Here is an 18319-nt window from a genome sequence, read left to right on the forward strand (position 1 = left end):
CTTATCTCCGACAAGGAGATGTCTATATAATAAATTAGTATTTAAATAACACAAAAATTAAACAAATAACTATGAAAAAGATTCTTAGATCTACATTCGCTGTCGCAGCGGCAGTCTTGTTTACGGTATCATCACAGGCAGGCGATAGTAATCCGGTAACTACATCAGCTTTAACACCATCTGCGGTGGCTGTTTCCTGCGGTTACCAGTACAGCGTGACTGGTAATGTGGGCAGCCCATCTAATCCTTCGTCCTTTGGAGACGTGTATGTGACTCTCGGTAGCGGCTCTGCATCTCAGGGTAGTGCTGTAGGGGCGCAGCTCATTTTTACGGAGCATGTCAATGCTGCCGTGGCCGCCAACGGCGACTACGAATTGAGGATAGCCACTGGCGATCTATGCTCTATCACCGCAGGAGCTTGGTCTGGAGCAACGCCAGTAAGCGGGGCGGTAGGCGAAGATGTATGGTACACGTATGAGAATCAAGAGGCGACTCCGATTCCAGGTGTGGTGATGTTGGTAAGCGATGGCACCACGGTCTGGGCGTTTACCTTGGATTCGGCTACAGCTTCCATTGTCACACCAAATCCATTAACGATACAAGGTACCGTTACGATAAATGTGAACCAATTGTAAACATGGCATAAGGGTTTCCTCAGAGAAGCGCGTTGGCAGACCTCGGAGGAAACCTTTTGCTTGTTATCGATTTTTGAGAACCAGAAACATGAGTACACTGTACAAAATATATATGGGCATAGCGGTTGCTAGTACAGCTTTGTTTGGCGCATGCAAAACCGAGTACCCCGACCTGCCTTATGCGGAAATAGAAACTTTCACTATCGAAGATGCCAATGGCGATCCGTTACAAGCGGTCATCAAAGAGGACGAAATCATCATCTACTGGACACCATTAGAAGACGAACCCGAAACCATCCGTCCGGTCATCACGCTATCCGAGCGCGCGTCAATATCACCGGCATCGGGGGAAGCCGTACCATACAATGCGGCTACAGCATATATCGTGACGGCACAGGACGGCAGCAGAAAGACCTATACCTTACGGCCGGAAGGCGGACAGCCTATTCCATACCTAAAGACTGGACTTGCAACGGAGATTTATATAAACAATTCTTTTTCTATAGCAGGAGACTACTTCCTGCCCGACACCGATAGAACTAAGGTATACTTGCTAGCCGACGAACAGGAATATGAACTGAGGGAATTTAACACCTTGACCAATGCAGTTATCAATCTTTCTATCCCCATCACGACAGAACTGGATACGGGCTATTACGAAGTCAAAGTCGTAACGGGCAGATATACACTGACGGCCAAAGAACGGATACACTTAAACGCTCCCAACTTATCTACCCTGTTGGACAGAACAAAGCTACCAAGCAACCTTAGTCCAGGACAGACTTTCTCCGTTTACTTCACGCAGGAGGAAGCCCTGAAATTCTATCAGGAGGAGGATTTTACGGCACGGATGGAATACAGCGACAATACGCCGGTGCGTAATTTTGACCCGAAGGTCAGGTTTATCAGTGCCACCGAGGTACAGGTAACCATTCCGAAGGATATCGTTGCGGAATCCGCTTGGTTTACTTTACGTGTTGGCAACAGAACCGTCATACAACAACAAATGACCATCGAATAACCTTTTGTGGAATAAGAGCTTTTGTGCGGCACTTGCTCCAAATCTTCGGTGGTCGATCGGGAAGCACTTGCGTTCCAACCGGAACCTGTGCGTATGCGATATCATGCCGCCATCACCACCTGACCTATTACACATAATGTAAAAGCCTCCTCTGAACATATATCCAAGGAGGCTTCTTCATGAATAGCCGTGCGTTGACGTCTATATAATAAATTAGTAAGGCAAAAATACGCTTCGATGCAGAGATTTCAAATTCGTAAACCGTTAGATGCTAAAAAAATGCCATTTTGCATATTCGATTCACCGTTTTTAATAGAGTGATTATCTCCTATATCCGTTATATTTGATATGCTTTAGCATAGATTTAAATAATAAAAATAATGTAACCCTTCGATAAACAATGTATGATGAAAGTACATGAACAAACAAGACTGCACGGCTGGATAGCACAATTACGCGAACGTGGACATATTGCGAGCAAACAACGTATCGTTATTATGGAAGCGCTGTTTCAGCAGCGCGAAATCGCAGACATGGAAGATTTTTGGATTGGATTACGCCAGAAGCATCCGGTATCTTGGGCAACTTTCTACAATTTCATCCGCTTGGCTCTCAAAGAAAACTGGATAGGAAAAGATATACATACCTCTAGGTGCGCGCGCTATCAGATACTCATCGATTGAGACCTGCCCATGCGGCGCTAAAAAAAACGTTTTCCATATACGATTAAGCGAAATGCAGCATACAAGCTAAGCGATAAATAAGAATCTTTGTAAATAACCGTTTAAAAATAAAATAGAAATAAATATGATGTTAAATCAAAATATTAAGGAAAACACCAAGGAGGCACATCAGACTTTAGAAGGTGTAGTCGTAAGGCAGCTTAAAGCCGTTCGTTCAGAAGCGGATTATGCAGATGTGCTGAAGAATTTTTATGTGTACTTCCAGGCGGTGGAAAAAGCTATTGCTCCGTACATCACGCGTGAGGTATTGCCGGATTATACGGAGCGTCGCAACTCGTCGTATATCAAATCCGATATCGAAGAGCTTGGCGGAAATGTAAATAATTTACCTGCTGCTACGGCACCAACTGTAAGCAATGCCTTAGAAGCATTGAGTGCATTGTATGTATTGGAGGGCTCGATTATGGGCGGTCCCTATATTGTACAGATGCTGCACAAATACGGTGTGACAAAAGGCACATCGTTCTTCTCAGGATATGGGGAGGATACGGGGAAAATGTGGGGGGCATTCGTTGCGGTATTGAACAAGTACGGAGAAAATCCCGAGCAACAAAAACGGGCAATAGCTGTCGCCAACGAGACATTCGCTCGTTTTGGCGATGTCTTTCAAACCGTCAGTGCAGAATAAGTTTTCTAGCCTGAAAAGTTGGAAATCCGTCTTACAGCTTAGCTGTAAGACGGATTTTGTTTTTAAATCATCTTTATTGTCAAAGAAAGAATATGATCTTATCTGCTATTTTTTGAAAATTATTGTAACTTAAGACCAGCAAATTGAGTGATTAACAATATTAAACGATAGCAAATGGCCGAATCCCCGAAAAAAGAAGACATAGTTACCGGGATATTAGAGGAGGAAACCCTAGATAATATCCAACACGTCAACAATCCGGTGCTCGACGTGCCTATAGTGGAAAAAAAATATCTGAACAGAATCCTTTCTTACAGCAAAAAAGGAAATGTATTTATATTTACAGATGGGAAAGCCAGTGTAGAAGTGAAAGTGTTTTCAGACGAAATAATCAGAGTTCGCCTAGCGCCGCACAGTTCGTTTTTGGATGACTTTTCGTATGCCATCAGAGAAGATATAAATTTGCATCCGACGTCTTTTTCCATTCTGGATCTAGACGATGCTTTTCTCGTCAAAACGAATGTAGTTGTATGTCGAGTACAAAAAGAAAACTTTCTGGTATCCTTTGAAAATATGGAGGGTGAAGTAATGAATGCGGATTATAAGCCTATGCATTGGGAAGAAAATCCGGATTTTGGCGGATATTATGTGTATTGTACCAAGCATACGCCGGAAGATGAAGTATTTTTTGGTTTGGGCGATAAATCTGCAAATCTGAACTTGCGCGGACGTCGATACCAGAATTGGAACGCTGATACCTATGGATTTGGGTTCAATCAGGACCCCTTATATAAAACGATTCCTTTCTACATAGGGGTTACGGGGGGAGACGCCTACGGTATTTTCTTCGATAATACGTTTAAAACCTATTTTGATTTCGCGGCCGAGAAGAACGACCGTACCAGCTATTGGTCAGAAGGGGGGGAGCTGCAGTATTATTATATTCACGGTCCTCAAATCATTGACGTTGTAAAGCGTTATCACGAATTGACAGGCACGCATGATATGCCACCCCTATGGGCAATAGGATATCATCAATGCCGCTGGAGCTATTATCCTGAAGCAAATGTCCGTGAGGTTGCCAGCCAGTTCCGCAAACGTCAAATACCATGTGATGCTATTTACCTGGACATAGATTATATGGATGGTTATCGTTGTTTTACCTGGAATAAACGCTATTTTCCCAATCCGCGGAAAATGATTTCAGATCTAGCTGCTGATGGTTTTCGAACTGTTGTAATGATCGACCCCGGTATTAAGGTGGACGAGGATTATTGGGTGTTCAACGAGGGCAAAGAAAACAAATATTTCTGCCGACGGGGAGACGATTACTTTATGGAAGGATATGTATGGCCGGGACGTTGTCAATTCCCGGATTATACAAACCCTAAAGTGCGCCAGTGGTGGGGTACGTTGTATCGTGATCTGGTGGAAGATGGTGTAGCCGGTGTATGGAACGATATGAACGAGCCTGCGGTATTTGGACGCGGAACATTTCCGGACGACGTACGACATCATTTTGAAGGACTAAGGGGTTCTCATCGCAAGGCGCACAATATATATGGTATGCAGATGGTACGTTCTACCTATGATGGACTGAAAAAACTGCAAAAAAATAAACGTCCATTTACCATCACACGCGCGGCCTATGCTGGAACACAGCGCTATTCGTCGGTGTGGACCGGAGATAATATCGCAACGTGGGAGCATCTTAAGATCGGTGTGCTTCAATTACAACGCTTATCGGTCTCAGGACTTTCATTTTGCGGGACGGATATCGGCGGTTTTACAGGAGAGCCTGACGGAGAACTTTATACCCGCTGGATGCAATTCGGTGTGTTCTCTCCGTTTATGCGTGTACATTCGGCAGGAGACACGCGCGATCGGGAACCTTGGAGCTTTGGTCCGGAATGGGAAGTCATCTGTAAAAAATTTATAGAACTTCGTTACAAACTATTGCCTTACATCTATACGGTATTTTGGAGACAGCACAAGTATCGCGAACCAATTTTGCGTCCAATTTCGTTGCTGGAACAGCATAAACCCGAAAATCTTCAACGCGAAGAAGAATTTGGGTTTGGACATAACATTCTTGTGTCGCCAGTTATACATCCTGGTCAACAGTCGAAGGTTTTGTACTTACCAGAGGGTGACTGGTATTATTATTTTGATCATACCCTATTTGTCGGAGGGCAAGAACATAAAGTGGAAACACGATTAGATGAAATGCCCATCTTCGTGCGTGCAGGAAGTGTTATTCCAGAATTTCCGGTGATGCAATACACAATGGAAAAGAATATCGATGCATTAAAATTAAATATCTATTGGGGGAGTGGTCGATATGAGTCTCATGTTTATACAGATCACGGCGAAACCTTTGCCTATGAACAAAGTGTATATAATGAAAAATATTTTATTGTGGAGGGTGAACAAAATAGCCTAACTATTGTACAACATATAGAAGGATTGTACCACGAACGTTTTGATAGCTACAAAGTCTACTTTATCGGGCTTCCGTTTGATGCGCATCATGTGGAGGTAGATGGGGATATACACAAAATATTGATGGAGGAAGGAAAGCCGTATATTGAGGTTGAAAAGGAATTTAGACGGTTGACCATTTCATAAATTATAAATGACTTAGATTATGAAACAGACAGTAGAGGTATACTCGTTATTTACGGACTTTGATATCGGTTTGTTTCGCGCCGGAAGACATTTTAAGCTATACGAAAAGTTAGGCTCACGTACGGTAACCCTTAATGGTAAAGAGGGCGTGCATTTTTCCGTCTGGGCACCCAATGCAGCATCTGTTTCTGTAATCGGTAATTTCAATGGGTGGAATCCACATAGCCATCAATTGCATGTTCGATGGGACAGTAGTGGTATCTGGGAAGGGTTCATCGAAGGGTTGAAGTTAGGAGAGGTCTACAAATATCATATTCATTCGAATACGGGAGAACATCTGGAGAAGGCAGATCCGTTTGCATTGGTGAATGAACAACCCCCGCATACCGCGTCTATCGTTGGCACAACTTGGTATCAGTGGAACGATGAGGTTTGGATGCAGCAAAGGCGTACGTATAATGCGCTTGACAAACCTTTTGCCGTATACGAAATGCACATCGGTTCTTGGCTACGCGACCCGTCTGACCCAGAGCGTTTTCTGAGCTATCGGGAGATTGCCGATAAGTTGGTGCCTTATCTTAAGGAAATGGGGTTCACGCACGTGGAATTTATGCCGGTGATGGAACACCCGTTTTATCCCTCTTGGGGGTATCAAATTACGGGGTATTTTGCGGCATCCTCCCGTTATGGGAGTCCACAGGATTTAATGCACCTTATCGAGAGCCTGCATAAAAATAATATTGGCGTTATCCTGGACTGGGTGCCTTCTCATTTTCCGGGAGACGCCCATGGCTTGTATAAGTTTGATGGTTCACATCTTTTCGAACATGAGGATCCTCGCAAAGGCTTCCATCCTGATTGGAAATCGTATATCTTCAATTATGGACGGAATGAAGTTCGCTCCTTCTTGATCTCGAATGCTTTTTTCTGGCTAGACAGATATCACATTGATGGTTTACGCGTGGATGCAGTAGCATCTATGCTTTACCTCGATTATTCCCGCGATGAAGGGGAATGGATACCGAACGAATATGGCGGACGGGAAAATCTGGAGGCTGTTCATTTCCTAAAGGAATTGAATGAAGCAGTGTATGCCCATTTTCCAGATGTACAGACGATCGCAGAGGAATCGACTTCTTGGTCCGGTGTAAGCAGACCAACGTTTGAAAATGGTCTAGGCTTTGGAATGAAATGGATGATGGGTTGGATGCACGATACGTTAAACTATTTTAAGGAAGATCCCATTAACCGTCGTTATCATCACGACAAGATAACTTTTGGCACAGTATATAGCTTTCATGAGAACTTCATGCTGCCTTTATCGCACGATGAAGTGGTGCATGGCAAAAAATCTCTTATTTATAAGATGCCGGGGGATGAATGGCAAAAATTTGCCAATCTGCGCACGCTTTATCTATATATGTATACGTTTGTCGGGACCAAATTATTGTTTATGGGCGGAGAATTTGGCCAAACCTCTGAATGGAATGTTAATCAGTCACTTGATTGGCATCTCACAGAATTTGCTCCCCACCGAGGTATACAACAATTCGTAAAAGATCTCAATAGGCTATATCGGGCGGAGCCCGCTTTATATGAGCGATCGTTTAGCCCTGAAGGCTTTCAATGGATAGAGGTTGGAGATCACGATAGCAGTGTATTTGCTTATCTACGTCGTGGAAGTACACCCGCTGATGATGTGTTGGTTGTTCTGAATATGACCCCTATGGTACGCGATTATCGCGTAGGTGTTCCTGCGGCAGGTTCTTGGGAGGTGATCCTCAATTCGGACGATGTTTCCTATTATGGAAGTGGCGTTCATCAGCATGCAGTACTTTCCGAAGAAAGGGAATGGATGGGCTACACAGAATCGATAACGCTTAAACTACCGCCTTTGGGTGGACTAATCCTTAAGCAAGTTTAATATGCACGTGATACATTTAAGTGTGGAGTGTTTCCCGTTGGCGAAAGTAGGCGGATTAGCTGATGTCGTAGGTGCATTACCGCGATATCAGCGTGAACTCGGTATCGATGCGTGGGTTGTCTGTCCGTATTACGATAGACCTTTTACCCGTGACGAGAACTTTTTGTCGATTGCTAAAGGCTCTTTTTTCCAAGGATCGGAAGAATTGCATTATGAGGTGTTGACGGAAGCGACAGGTAGTTTAGGCTTTCCGCTCTACCTAATCCGTATACCAGGCAAGTTGGATAGACAGGAAGTATATTGTTATCCAGACGAAGCAGAGCAATGGATAGCGTTTCAACACGCCTTTTTACACTGGTTAAAGAACAGCCAGATTAAGCCAGATGTTATCAACTGTCACGATCATCATGTGGGGTTAATTCCATTCCTGACGAAGCATGCTGATGATTTCACAGAATTTGAAAAGGTAAAAACCGTATTCACCGTTCATAATGGCCAGTATCAGGGTTGGATGAGTTGGAGCAAGGCGATTCTACTCCCCAGATTTGATACCTGGAAATGGGGTTTATTAGATTGGGATGGGCTTATCAACCCGCTGGCGGCAGCAATTAAATGTTGCGATGCTTTTACGACGGTAAGCGTGGGCTATCTCCAAGAATTATACGAGCAGGCGAATGGATTGGAAAGCTTATTCTCCTCGGAAGCAGCAAAAGGATACGGAATTGTCAACGGTATAGACGATGTCTATTGGAATCCCGCAGCGGATAAATTGATTCCCTTCCATTACGATATCGAATCGAGTAAAAGCGGGAAATCAAAAAATAAGAAAGCGTTTTGTGAAAAATATGGTTTGGATGAAACCTTGCCGCTATTAACGTATATCGGACGCTTTGCTACCGAAAAAGGAGCCGATTTACTGCCTCGAATTATCGTAGATATTTTTTCGAATCCTGATAATAAAATAAGTATATTTATCTTGGGTTCAGGCGATATGCAGGTTCAGACGGATATACAGACGTTGTTGGTGGCATATCCAAATCAATTAACCGCGTTCTTTGGCTATCATGAAGCATTGGCACACGAAGTGTATGCGGCGGCCGATATGATTTTGATGCCCTCTCGTGTGGAACCTTGTGGTTTGAACCAATTGTATGCCATGAAGTATGGCACTATTCCGATTGTCCGTGGAATAGGAGGGTTAAAAGATACCGTGCGGGATGTAAACGAGAAGGATGGTTACGGTTTTGTCTTTCCGGATGCAACTACAGAAGACGCTGTTTCGACGATCGAACGTGCTTTAAGTTATATCGGACAGCAAGAACAGATGCAACGGGTTCGAAAAAAAGAAATGGAGTTAGACTTTTCTTGGGATAAATCTGCTCGGAAGTATATCAATTTGTATAGCCGATTATAAATTTTTTTGTATGACACATAAAGTAGTATCGATTGTATTGGGTGGAGGACGCGGGACACGACTTTTCCCCCTAACAGAACAGCGCTCAAAACCAGCAGTCCCTATTGCGGGGAAGTATCGTTTGGTCGATATTCCCATCTCTAATTGTTTGAATTCCGGATATAACAGAATTTTTGTCTTGACGCAGTTCAATTCAGCGTCGTTAAATCAGCATATTAAGAATTCTTATAATTTCAGTGTTTTCAGTAAAGGTTTTGTAGACATCCTTGCCGCCGAACAAACCATCGAAGGTGATCGATGGTATGAGGGTACGGCGGATGCCGTACGCCGCACTCAGAAGTATCTCTATAATGTCGATTATGATTATATATTGATATTATCCGGGGATCAGCTTTACCAGATGGACTATTCGTCCTTGATTGATTTTCACGTGGAGAATGGAGGAAATGTGACAATAGCTACGATTCCTGTCAATGCAAGTGATGCAACATCTTTCGGTATTTTGAAAGCAAATGAAGATAATGAAATTACCGCTTTTACGGAAAAGCCTGATAGTGAAGAGGTGCTAAAATGGTCGTCGGAAGTATCGGAAGATATGCAACGACGAGGAAGGGTTTACTTGGCTTCTATGGGAATTTATGTATTCTCCAAAAGCGTCTTGCGGGAGATCCTAACGGAGAATCCTGGAATGGATTTCGGTAAAGAGATTATCCCTGATGCCATTGAGACTCAAAAGGTGTTGAGCTATCAGTTCGACGGCTATTGGACAGATATTGGAACTATCCGTTCGTTTTTTGATGCCAATATAGGGTTAACAGATGATGTGCCGGATTTCAACCTCTTTAATGAAACGGTTTATACCCGGGCTCGTATGCTTCCGCCCTCTAAGATTTCGGGTACAACACTGAATCATACTATCGTGGCCGATGGTTGTATCTTGCATGGCGATAAATTAGAACGTTCAGTTATTGGTGTACGTTCGCGTATTGGAAAAGGGACGGTCATCAAATCAACGTATATGATGGGCGGAGATCATTATGAAGATCTAGAAGAAGTCATTACTTTGGGCAGTACCCAACAGCCACCTCCAATAGGAGTAGGCGAGCGATGCTATATTGAAAACGCTATTCTTGATAAAAATTGCCGAATTGGAAATGACGTTCGTATAAAAGGTGGAGTGCATTTACCCGATGGTGATTTCGTCACCCATACTATACGAGACGGTATTGTCGTTATCAAGCGAGATGCCGTTATTTCGAACGGCGTAACCATCGGTTGCTAATATAATTAAAAGATATTTTTGTCTTTTATTGTTTCTTTTGTAGTTTTGTGCTTAGAAACTATTTGGGTACACTGATGGGATTTTTTTCTAAAACATGCGAATATGCTTTGAGAGCCGTGATGTATATCGCCTCGCAGTCGAGTGATGGAAAAAAGGTAGGCATCAAAGAAGTTGCGGATAAGATCAATTCGCCCCTGCACTTTTTAGGAAAGATTCTGCAAAATCTAAGCAAAGAAGGATTGATTCAGTCTACGAAGGGCCCCCAAGGTGGATTTTATATTAATCCTGATGGATTAAAAAGACCTTTAGCTGACATCGTAATCGCTATTGAAGGCACGCAGTTTCTGAATGGATGTGGTATGGGGTTGAGTTATTGCTCTCAAGAAAACCCCTGTCCGTTGCACGATGATTTTAAAGAAATTCGTGATCGGCTCAATCTTATGCTGCACAAGACAACTATCGGACAGTTTAATGATAAGCTGATTCAAGGTGTCTTGACGTTAAACAAATGATTTTTTTTAACCCTATAAAAGACATTTTTATCTTTTATTAAATATCATCATATCATGACAACAGAACAAAAGCAGTTGATTTTAGGTACTGTACCTGTCTTGCGCGAACACGGTGTTGCGTTAACCTCTCACTTCTACCAACGCATGTTTACGCATAATCCCGAGTTGAAGCATATCTTCAATATGGGAAATCAAAAGAACAACAAACAACAGCAAGCATTGGCGATGGCGGTATTGGCTTATGCAGAGCATATCGAAGATCCATCGGCCTTGTTGCCCGTTGTAAATAGTATCGGACATAAGCATACGAGCCTGGATATTCGTCCAGAGCATTACGCAATCGTAGGCCAGCATCTCATTGCTTCTATCGGGGAAGTATTAGGAGATGCCGCTACACCGGAGTTGTTGGAGGCATGGGCAGCAGCGTACACCCAGCTGGCGGGGCTGATGAGCGGACACGAGCAGAAACTGTATGACGTGCAAACTAACCAACGCGGTGGATGGAGCGGATGGAGACCTTTTACAATTAAACGGAAAGTCCAAGAAAGTGAAGAAATCACCTCCTTCTATCTTTACCCGACCGATGGGGGTGAGGTATCTAAATATCTTCCGGGACAGTATATCAGTTTACGTTTGTTCCTCCCGGAGCTTAATCTGCTTCAACCGCGTCAATATAGTATATCTTGTGCGCCAAATCATGAATATTACCGCATTTCGGTAAAACGCGAGCGGAAGCCACAGCATGCGGATGGCATGATCAGTAACCGGTTACACGATTATATCCATGAAGGCGACAACGTAGAACTAACAGCCCCGGCGGGAACATTTGTGCTGAAAGAGGAAGAATTTGCAGGCCCTAAAGTATTCATTAGCGGCGGCGTTGGGCAAACACCATTAATGGCGATGCTGGAAAGCCTAGTTTCGAAAGATCAATCTGGTTCGCCAATTACCTGGATACATGGTTGCCGGAGTGAGGCCGTACATGCATTTAAAGACCGTATTGCCGAACTAGGTGCTGTTAATAACCAGGTCAAGCGGCATATTTTTTACGAGAATGCACAAAGTGGATTGGATAATACACATCGCGGTATGGTCGATTTGGAGCAGATAGAAAAGGATGTCTTGCTGGACAATGCAGCGTATTATATCTGTGGTCCTTCTCCCTTTATTACCAAACATTACAATTACCTGCGGGAAAAAGGTGTGACGACGGACGCCATACATTTTGAGGAATTTGGTCCGGCATCACTACAATTCAATTAATAACCAGTAAGAGCTTTCCGGTCTATTCGGAAAGCTTTTTTCAAATAGATGTGGCAGTATTCTATATTTATTACGTCCTTTGTCGGAAAGGATATTTTTTGTCAAGAATGGCGTATGCGTTCTTATGTTTTGACAAAATCAATCATATAGAAAAGAAGAGATAAGTGGATAGAAAGAAGATTATCAAACAGCATTATTGGAAGTTGGGTGGTGTTTCCATCGGAATAGCTTTGATTTGTTGTTTATTGGCTTATACATTAAAGCACGCTACAGAATGGTTTGAAGTAATTACCTTGCAATGGATTTCCCAAACCCAAACGTGGCTTTTCATATTATTTCCAAGTATAGGTATTACTGCTATTTATTTTTTACGTAAATGGTTGTTTCACAACCGGAAGAACAAAGGCCTCACCGAAATTTTCAAGACATTGGATGATCGGAAGGATCACCTCCCATTATTTAAGATCCCATCACATTATATCAATGGTTTTTTGACGGTTGTATTTGGCGGATCTACTGGGGTGGAGGTATCCACTGTCGTTGCAACGGCATCTATCGGCAATGCGGTCTATGAAAAGCATTTTACAGCCAACATGTATAAGCGCGAATTGATCTGTGCTGCGGTGACCGCCGGCGTTGCTGTGTTGTTTGGAAGCCCTTTTGCCGGTTGGCTTTTTGCCATGGAGGTTATTGCCCGAAAAATAGATAAGACGCTTTTCCTAGCCTGCACCACAGCAGCGCTCACGGCCGGTATATTTGTTTACTTCTTCGATAGCCATCCGTTTTTTAGTTACGCTGTTCAAAACTGGTATACAGAAGCCTTACCCTTTTTTATTATCTTAAGTGTACTATGTGGCTTATTATCCACTTATTTTACGTTATTGGTTACACGTGTTAAAACGTTTTTCGCGCAGATTACGAATAATTTTATAAGAGTAAATTTGGGAGCATTGATTGTTGGGAGCCTCATTTTTTATTTTCCCTTGTTGTATGGAGATAGCTATCACGGCTTGAAGGAAGTTGTTGATACAGCCGTGACAGGAGGAGAACTATCATTCGGCATACTACTCTTTATCGCCCTCTTAAAACCTCTTGCAGCTTCCTTAACCTTAGGTGCTGGCGGGGACGGTGGCGTTTTTGCGCCGAGTATTGTCGCAGGCGCGTTATTGGGGCTGGGTTTTGCCCTAGGTTGCAATACGTACTTCGGTACGGACCTTGTCCTTTTTAACTTCGTACTTGCCGGCGCAGCAGCAACGTTGTCGGCTTCAATCTATGCACCGTTTACCGCTCTTTTTTTGGTGTGCGGATTGGTTTCTAATGGGTTTGAACTTTTTATCCCGATTTTGATTGTAAGCTTCGCAGCGAAGTATGCGGCACAGCGGATATTGCCATATAATGCGTATACGTATGATCAGTTTTTGGCGAAGCGGAAGGTAATGGGATAACTTTTTTCCGTTCTTTTAGGGGATATCCATAATTTATAATGGGGGATTTAGGATCCTTGTGGCGGTAGTTGTTAAGGAATATCCTAAGCCATTGTAAGACGCTTTGTCGGCACAACTCGTCTTTATAAAGTTCCTCTTCGTTTTGCTGTACGTCGACGTCTTGGCGGCGCACGACTTGAACGATGCGCCGGGCAAGGATGCGGTTCTTTTGTACAAGGAACGGACTTCGGCATACACCGGGACGATGAAGATGGGCTTCTTGTTCATATCCCCATACGGGGAAGCCAATATTCCGTGTGTCGAGATGATACTTCCGTCCTCCGGAACTAATTTTCCGTATTTCCAGGTAATTTCCTTGCCCGCCGAAAATAAACTCTTGTGCATCGAAGTGATTTCGGCATACGACAATACGTTTGCCTTGGGCAACGGAATGATCATCCCATACGCCGACGCAAAAAAGATGGCCGGAAGCTTCATCAGGTAGGGCAACGAAACGATTTCGACGGACGACGACGTTACCCTCCTGCCCAACGACAGGACACTTCCGTCCGCCGAGGCGATACTTCCGTCCGGGTTGCTGACGCCGTTACCGTCGTCATTAGTATCCAAATGATTTATTTATCTTCTTTCCATATCGGTAATAACTTCGCCTGACACATTGGGATGCCTCTTGGTGGGAAAAACAATGAAATACTTCAAGAAAAGGAACCAACTTGAAATCCGGTAGTCAGAAAAGTGTATATCGCACTCTACAAGCGGCTTTCAGTGATGATGGTTCATAAAAATGCATGAACTTAGTTCGTTCTGCATGAATTTTTAAATAGTATAAATATGGAAGGCAAGCGGTAATCGCGTTAGAGGGTAATTTTGAGTTTTTTATATTAAAATAAATTCTGCTTAACACAAAGTTGATATGATTTTTCTTCTTTTGCTACGAAAAAACTATTTTTGGTCACTGATAAGCCGACCATTTTTTAAACAAAGATGTTATAATGTACAGATCCCTTGAAGATAAACTTTTGTTGTCTTTCGTTCAAAAAGGTAAAGCGGAAGCCTTTCGGGAGCTTTATGAACGCTATTGGGAAAGTCTGTACGTGCAAGCCAAGACCATGACTTCCTGTGGTGATACGGCAAAGGATATTGTACAGGAAATATTTGTGGAGCTTTGGGATAAAAGAGAAGATTTAAACATTCAGCTGTCTTTGAAAGCGTACTTATACAAAGCGGCCCGGAATAAAGTGCTAAATACCTATGTTCACCACAAGGTTCACCAGAAGTATATCCTTTCTCTTGTTCAGTATTTTGAAGCAGGAGAAAATCAAACTGATTATTTATTGCGGGAGAACTTGGTACGTGAACGGATTACCGAAGAAATAGCTGCTTTACCAGGTAAGATGCGGCAAATTTTTGAAATGAGCCGAAATGAACATAAAACCTATAAAGAAATTGCTGAAGAACTTAATATCTCCGACAAGACGGTGAAGAAGCAAGTCAGCAACGCGTTGAAGATACTTAAGTCTAGGTTGGAGGTTGTCTTCTATTATGTCCTTTTCGTTGCATTAACTTTCCTCTTTTAAACTATTTTCATTTTTTTTCTACTACCCAGAGGGGGGGAATCTTGTCTCTTAGTCGTAAAGGATATAAATCCGTATGACAGAGAAAGAAATTCACGTATTACTAGAGAAATATATTACCGGCGAATGTTCGCAGCAAGAAAAGGATTTTTTGGAGCGCTGGTACGCTAGTGAACTTCAAAAGAAAATTTTCGAAATTGACGAGAGTGACCTTCGCACAGTAAAAGACGAACTATGGGAGCGCATTGTTGATAAAAGACCGGAGATTACAAAACGTAGGATAGCATGGCGTGTCTGGGCTGGTGTGGCGGCAGTCCTACTCATCGGCTTTTTTGTAATATACCACGAAACGCAGCGTACAGATAAAACACCAGGAGAAAAAATCGTAACACGCACCCAAAATGTATTGCCTGGTGGTAATAAAGCGGTACTGACCACGGGAGACGGAAAGCAAATTATATTGACGGATGAGGCAGACGGTGTCATCGAACAAGGAGATGGTTTTATCATCCGAAAACAGGAAGATGGACTGGTATCCTTTGAAATAACGGATCATACAGGCCGTGTAGCTTCGGTTAACAATACAATTGAAACGCCGAAAGGGGGGATTTATCAAATAGTATTACCCGATGGCTCAAAAGTTTGGTTGAATAGCGCGTCTTCTATATCGTTCCCATCCAATTTCTCCGCGGCCGAACGAAAGGTATCCATCACCGGAGAAGTATATTTTGAAATCCAACACGACGTAACAAGGCCATTTCGGGTCCACGCACCCCAACAACAGATCGAAGTGTTGGGAACAAGATTCAATATCAATGCCTATGAAGATGAACCGTATGTACGCACATCTCTTATAGAAGGTAGCGTCAAGGTGAAAGGTGCGACGCAAGAACATGTGTTGAAGCCTGGTTTTGAGTTGAGAACCACGAAAAATGGTGACGATCGGGTGGGAAAAGCGGATATCGAAGCGATTATCGCCTGGAAAGAAGGCGTGTTTCAATTTGATCGGGTAGAGCTGGGCGCGCTGATGCGGCAACTAGCGAGGTGGTACGATGTAGAAGTTATCTATACCGGGGCGTATCCAAAAGATGAATTTGTGGGTAAAATAAAACGGAACGAAGATATCCGGAAAATATTGAATGTATTGCGATACGGGAATATAAATGTATCACTTGAAGGTAGAAAATTAATGGTCGGACAAAAAAAATAAATTTATGAGAGAAAAATAAATACAAAAAGAAAAACGGTAGTGCTGCCACACTACCGCAAATGATCAAATAGTAAGGTTGAAAAATCGAATGCATCAATTCACTACTTAATTATATCAAAAATATGAATTTAAACGGTTTATGGAAAATACCTCTCCATAAAATTTATTCTTCACAGATTTTTAAGGTTATGCGGCTTATAGTATTATTTATGATGCTTGGAATATGCTTTTTGAGCGCCAAGACTTATTCTCAACAGGTGAGTTATGAAGGTCGCAATGTTTTGCTGGAAGACGTATTGAAAGAGTTTAGCCGCCAGACGGGCTACTACCTTTTTTATAAGCACAATGAAGTCAAAGGTTTTAAGGTTGATCATATTGAAACCAATAAAACCAATCTCGAACAGGCTATGCAATTATTGTTAAACGGGTTACCGTTTAATTTCAATTTGGAAGAACAGACTATTATTGTTAATAGGGTTCAACAAACCGATAGCCAACCGGAGTTCGATCTGACAGCCGTATCCCAACAACAGATCGCGGGTGTGGTGCGCGGCGAGAAAGGGGAGGCTTTAGCTGGGGCGACTGTCGCAATCAAAGGTACCTCCACCGGCACAATGACCGATATTGATGGAGAATTTGAAATCCCGGCCAAAATAGGGCAGACGCTCGTGGTATCGCTGATCGGGTATCGACCGCAAGAAATAACGGTTGGAGATACGAAGGTACTGACCATAGCACTGGCAGAAGAAATTTCTGATTTAGACGAAGTCGTTGTGGTGGGATACGGTACACAGAAAAAAGTGAACCTGACGGGGGCTGTAAGCCAAATATCGGGCGAAGACTTTGAACAGCGCCCCGTGACCCAGCTTACGCAAGCGCTGCAAGGGGCGAGTCCGAATCTGAATGTGACCTTCGGATCGGGAAGACCGGGTACAAGCGGGAGTGTCAACGTTCGGGGCACGACCTCGATTAATGGAGGTGGCCCGTTGATTCTGATTGACGGTATTTTAGGAACATTAGATCGTGTCAATGTGAATGACGTGGAATCCGTTACGGTACTGAAGGATGCCTCCGCGGCAGCTGTGTATGGAGCACGTGGGGCATTTGGGGTTATATTGGTAACGACTAAAAGTGCTAAAGAAGGCAAAACAAGTATCGCCTATACGACGAATGTAGGGTATACTACACACGCGGTAAATACTGATTTTATCACCTCCGGATACTGGAACGCCAAAATCAATGACGAAGCAATGTATAATGCGCTGGGTTACGGAACCACCCGCTACTCGGATGAAGATTACGAAGAGCTGTGGGCTCGGGTGAACGATAAAACCGAGCATCCCGATCGCCCTTGGGTAGTGGTGAAACAGAATGAAAGCGGACAAGATATGTATCGCTATTACGGGAATTTTGATTGGTTCAATTACTTTTATGACAATAAGCGACCTAAGCAAGAACATAATGTCACTATTTCTGGCGGGAACGACAAAACACGTTATTCGTTAACTGGCGCTACGTCAAAAGAGCAGGGGATTTTCAATATCAACCCGGACAAGTATGGGCGGTACAATCTGCGTGCAAAAGTAGAAAGCGATTTGAAAGAATGGTTGACAGTAAGCAACAATACCCATTTCTTTAAATCCAAGTATGATTGGCATGGGCTGGGGACCAATTTCAATACTGTAGAAAACAACGTGAGCAACGACCCGATTTATCAATACCACCCTGCGTATGTGCCCCGAAATCCGGATGGTACGTTGACGGGTTATACGGGAATCAACAGTTACCCCATCGGTTACGGTATGCACAATGCGTTGGAGAGTGGCACCATGAAAGGGTACAACAACGGAACGGAAATGACCAATACGACGGAAGCTAGGTTGAAGCTGATGGAAGGGTTGACATTGACCGCGAATTACTCTTATAGGGAGTATCGCTCCGAATATTCGTATCGCCATACACCACAATATTACTCTAAATTTCCGGGTGTTTTGGAGCGCAGTAACTTAGGTGCGCTTTCCCTAGACCGTCTCCCATGAA

General features: G+C 43.3%; 15 protein-coding genes. 14 read left to right on the forward strand and 1 reads right to left on the reverse strand.

All coding sequences use genetic code 11. From position 1 onward, the window contains the following. Positions 1-71 precede the first annotated feature (71 nt). From H8B17_RS12775 to H8B17_RS12825, 11 genes are all read left to right on the forward strand, one after another. The gene (locus tag H8B17_RS12775; RefSeq protein WP_190309614.1) at positions 72-635 is read left to right on the forward strand and encodes a hypothetical protein; all 564 of its coding nucleotides are present in this window, start codon (positions 72-74) and stop codon (positions 633-635) included. 88 nt (positions 636-723) lie between these two features. After that, positions 724-1656 (forward strand): DUF5018 domain-containing protein, encoded by a 933-nt coding sequence (locus H8B17_RS12780; protein WP_190309615.1) that lies wholly within the window; start codon positions 724-726, stop codon positions 1654-1656. 404 nt (positions 1657-2060) lie between these two features. Further along, positions 2061-2339: a hypothetical protein gene (locus tag H8B17_RS12785; RefSeq protein ID WP_190309616.1), complete on the forward strand. Its 279-nt coding sequence runs from the start codon at positions 2061-2063 to the stop codon at positions 2337-2339. 124 nt (positions 2340-2463) lie between these two features. Continuing rightward, positions 2464-3027: a biliverdin-producing heme oxygenase gene (locus H8B17_RS12790; RefSeq protein WP_223816553.1), complete on the forward strand. Its 564-nt coding sequence runs from the start codon at positions 2464-2466 to the stop codon at positions 3025-3027. A gap of 174 nt (positions 3028-3201) precedes the next feature. After that, the gene (locus H8B17_RS12795) at positions 3202-5655 is read left to right on the forward strand and encodes a glycoside hydrolase family 31 protein (protein WP_190309617.1); all 2454 of its coding nucleotides are present in this window, start codon (positions 3202-3204) and stop codon (positions 5653-5655) included. A gap of 19 nt (positions 5656-5674) precedes the next feature. After that, complete coding sequence (gene glgB / locus H8B17_RS12800) at positions 5675-7579, forward strand: 1,4-alpha-glucan branching protein GlgB (RefSeq protein WP_190309618.1); 1905 nt, start codon at positions 5675-5677, stop codon at positions 7577-7579. A gap of 1 nt (position 7580) precedes the next feature. After that, positions 7581-8993 (forward strand): glycogen synthase, encoded by a 1413-nt coding sequence (locus H8B17_RS12805; protein WP_190309619.1) that lies wholly within the window; start codon positions 7581-7583, stop codon positions 8991-8993. A gap of 10 nt (positions 8994-9003) precedes the next feature. Further along, positions 9004-10275: a glucose-1-phosphate adenylyltransferase gene (locus H8B17_RS12810; protein ID WP_190309620.1), complete on the forward strand. Its 1272-nt coding sequence runs from the start codon at positions 9004-9006 to the stop codon at positions 10273-10275. 74 nt (positions 10276-10349) lie between these two features. Further along, positions 10350-10787 (forward strand): RrF2 family transcriptional regulator, encoded by a 438-nt coding sequence (locus tag H8B17_RS12815; protein WP_190309621.1) that lies wholly within the window; start codon positions 10350-10352, stop codon positions 10785-10787. Positions 10788-10841: 54 nt separating this feature from the next. Further along, on the forward strand, positions 10842-12050 hold the full coding sequence (gene hmpA, locus H8B17_RS12820) for an NO-inducible flavohemoprotein (RefSeq protein WP_190309622.1): 1209 nt from the start codon (positions 10842-10844) through the stop codon (positions 12048-12050). Between the two features lie 164 nt (positions 12051-12214). Continuing rightward, the gene (locus H8B17_RS12825) at positions 12215-13495 is read left to right on the forward strand and encodes a chloride channel protein (protein ID WP_190309623.1); all 1281 of its coding nucleotides are present in this window, start codon (positions 12215-12217) and stop codon (positions 13493-13495) included. A 33-nt stretch (positions 13496-13528) separates the two neighbouring features. On the opposite strand, the gene H8B17_RS12830 is transcribed toward H8B17_RS12825, so the two are convergent. After that, entirely contained in the window at positions 13529-14104 is a 576-nt protein-coding gene (locus tag H8B17_RS12830; protein WP_190309624.1) for a hypothetical protein, read from the reverse strand. A 383-nt stretch (positions 14105-14487) separates the two neighbouring features. On the opposite strand from H8B17_RS12830, the gene H8B17_RS12835 reads away from it, so the two are divergent. The 3 genes from H8B17_RS12835 to H8B17_RS20775 all read left to right on the forward strand — a co-directional run bounded on the left by H8B17_RS12835 (position 14488) and on the right by H8B17_RS20775 (position 18318). Then, positions 14488-15072: an RNA polymerase sigma factor gene (locus tag H8B17_RS12835; protein WP_190309625.1), complete on the forward strand. Its 585-nt coding sequence runs from the start codon at positions 14488-14490 to the stop codon at positions 15070-15072. A 73-nt stretch (positions 15073-15145) separates the two neighbouring features. After that, positions 15146-16279 carry a FecR family protein gene (locus H8B17_RS12840; RefSeq protein WP_190309626.1) on the forward strand — a complete coding sequence of 378 codons (1134 nt, stop codon included), beginning with the start codon at positions 15146-15148 and terminating at the stop codon, positions 16277-16279. A 209-nt stretch (positions 16280-16488) separates the two neighbouring features. After that, the gene (locus tag H8B17_RS20775) at positions 16489-18318 is read left to right on the forward strand and encodes a SusC/RagA family TonB-linked outer membrane protein (RefSeq protein WP_190309627.1); all 1830 of its coding nucleotides are present in this window, start codon (positions 16489-16491) and stop codon (positions 18316-18318) included. Position 18319: the final 1 nt, after the last annotated feature.

This window comes from Sphingobacterium arenae (assembly GCF_014692505.1).
Lineage (GTDB): Bacteria > Bacteroidota > Bacteroidia > Sphingobacteriales > Sphingobacteriaceae > Sphingobacterium > Sphingobacterium arenae.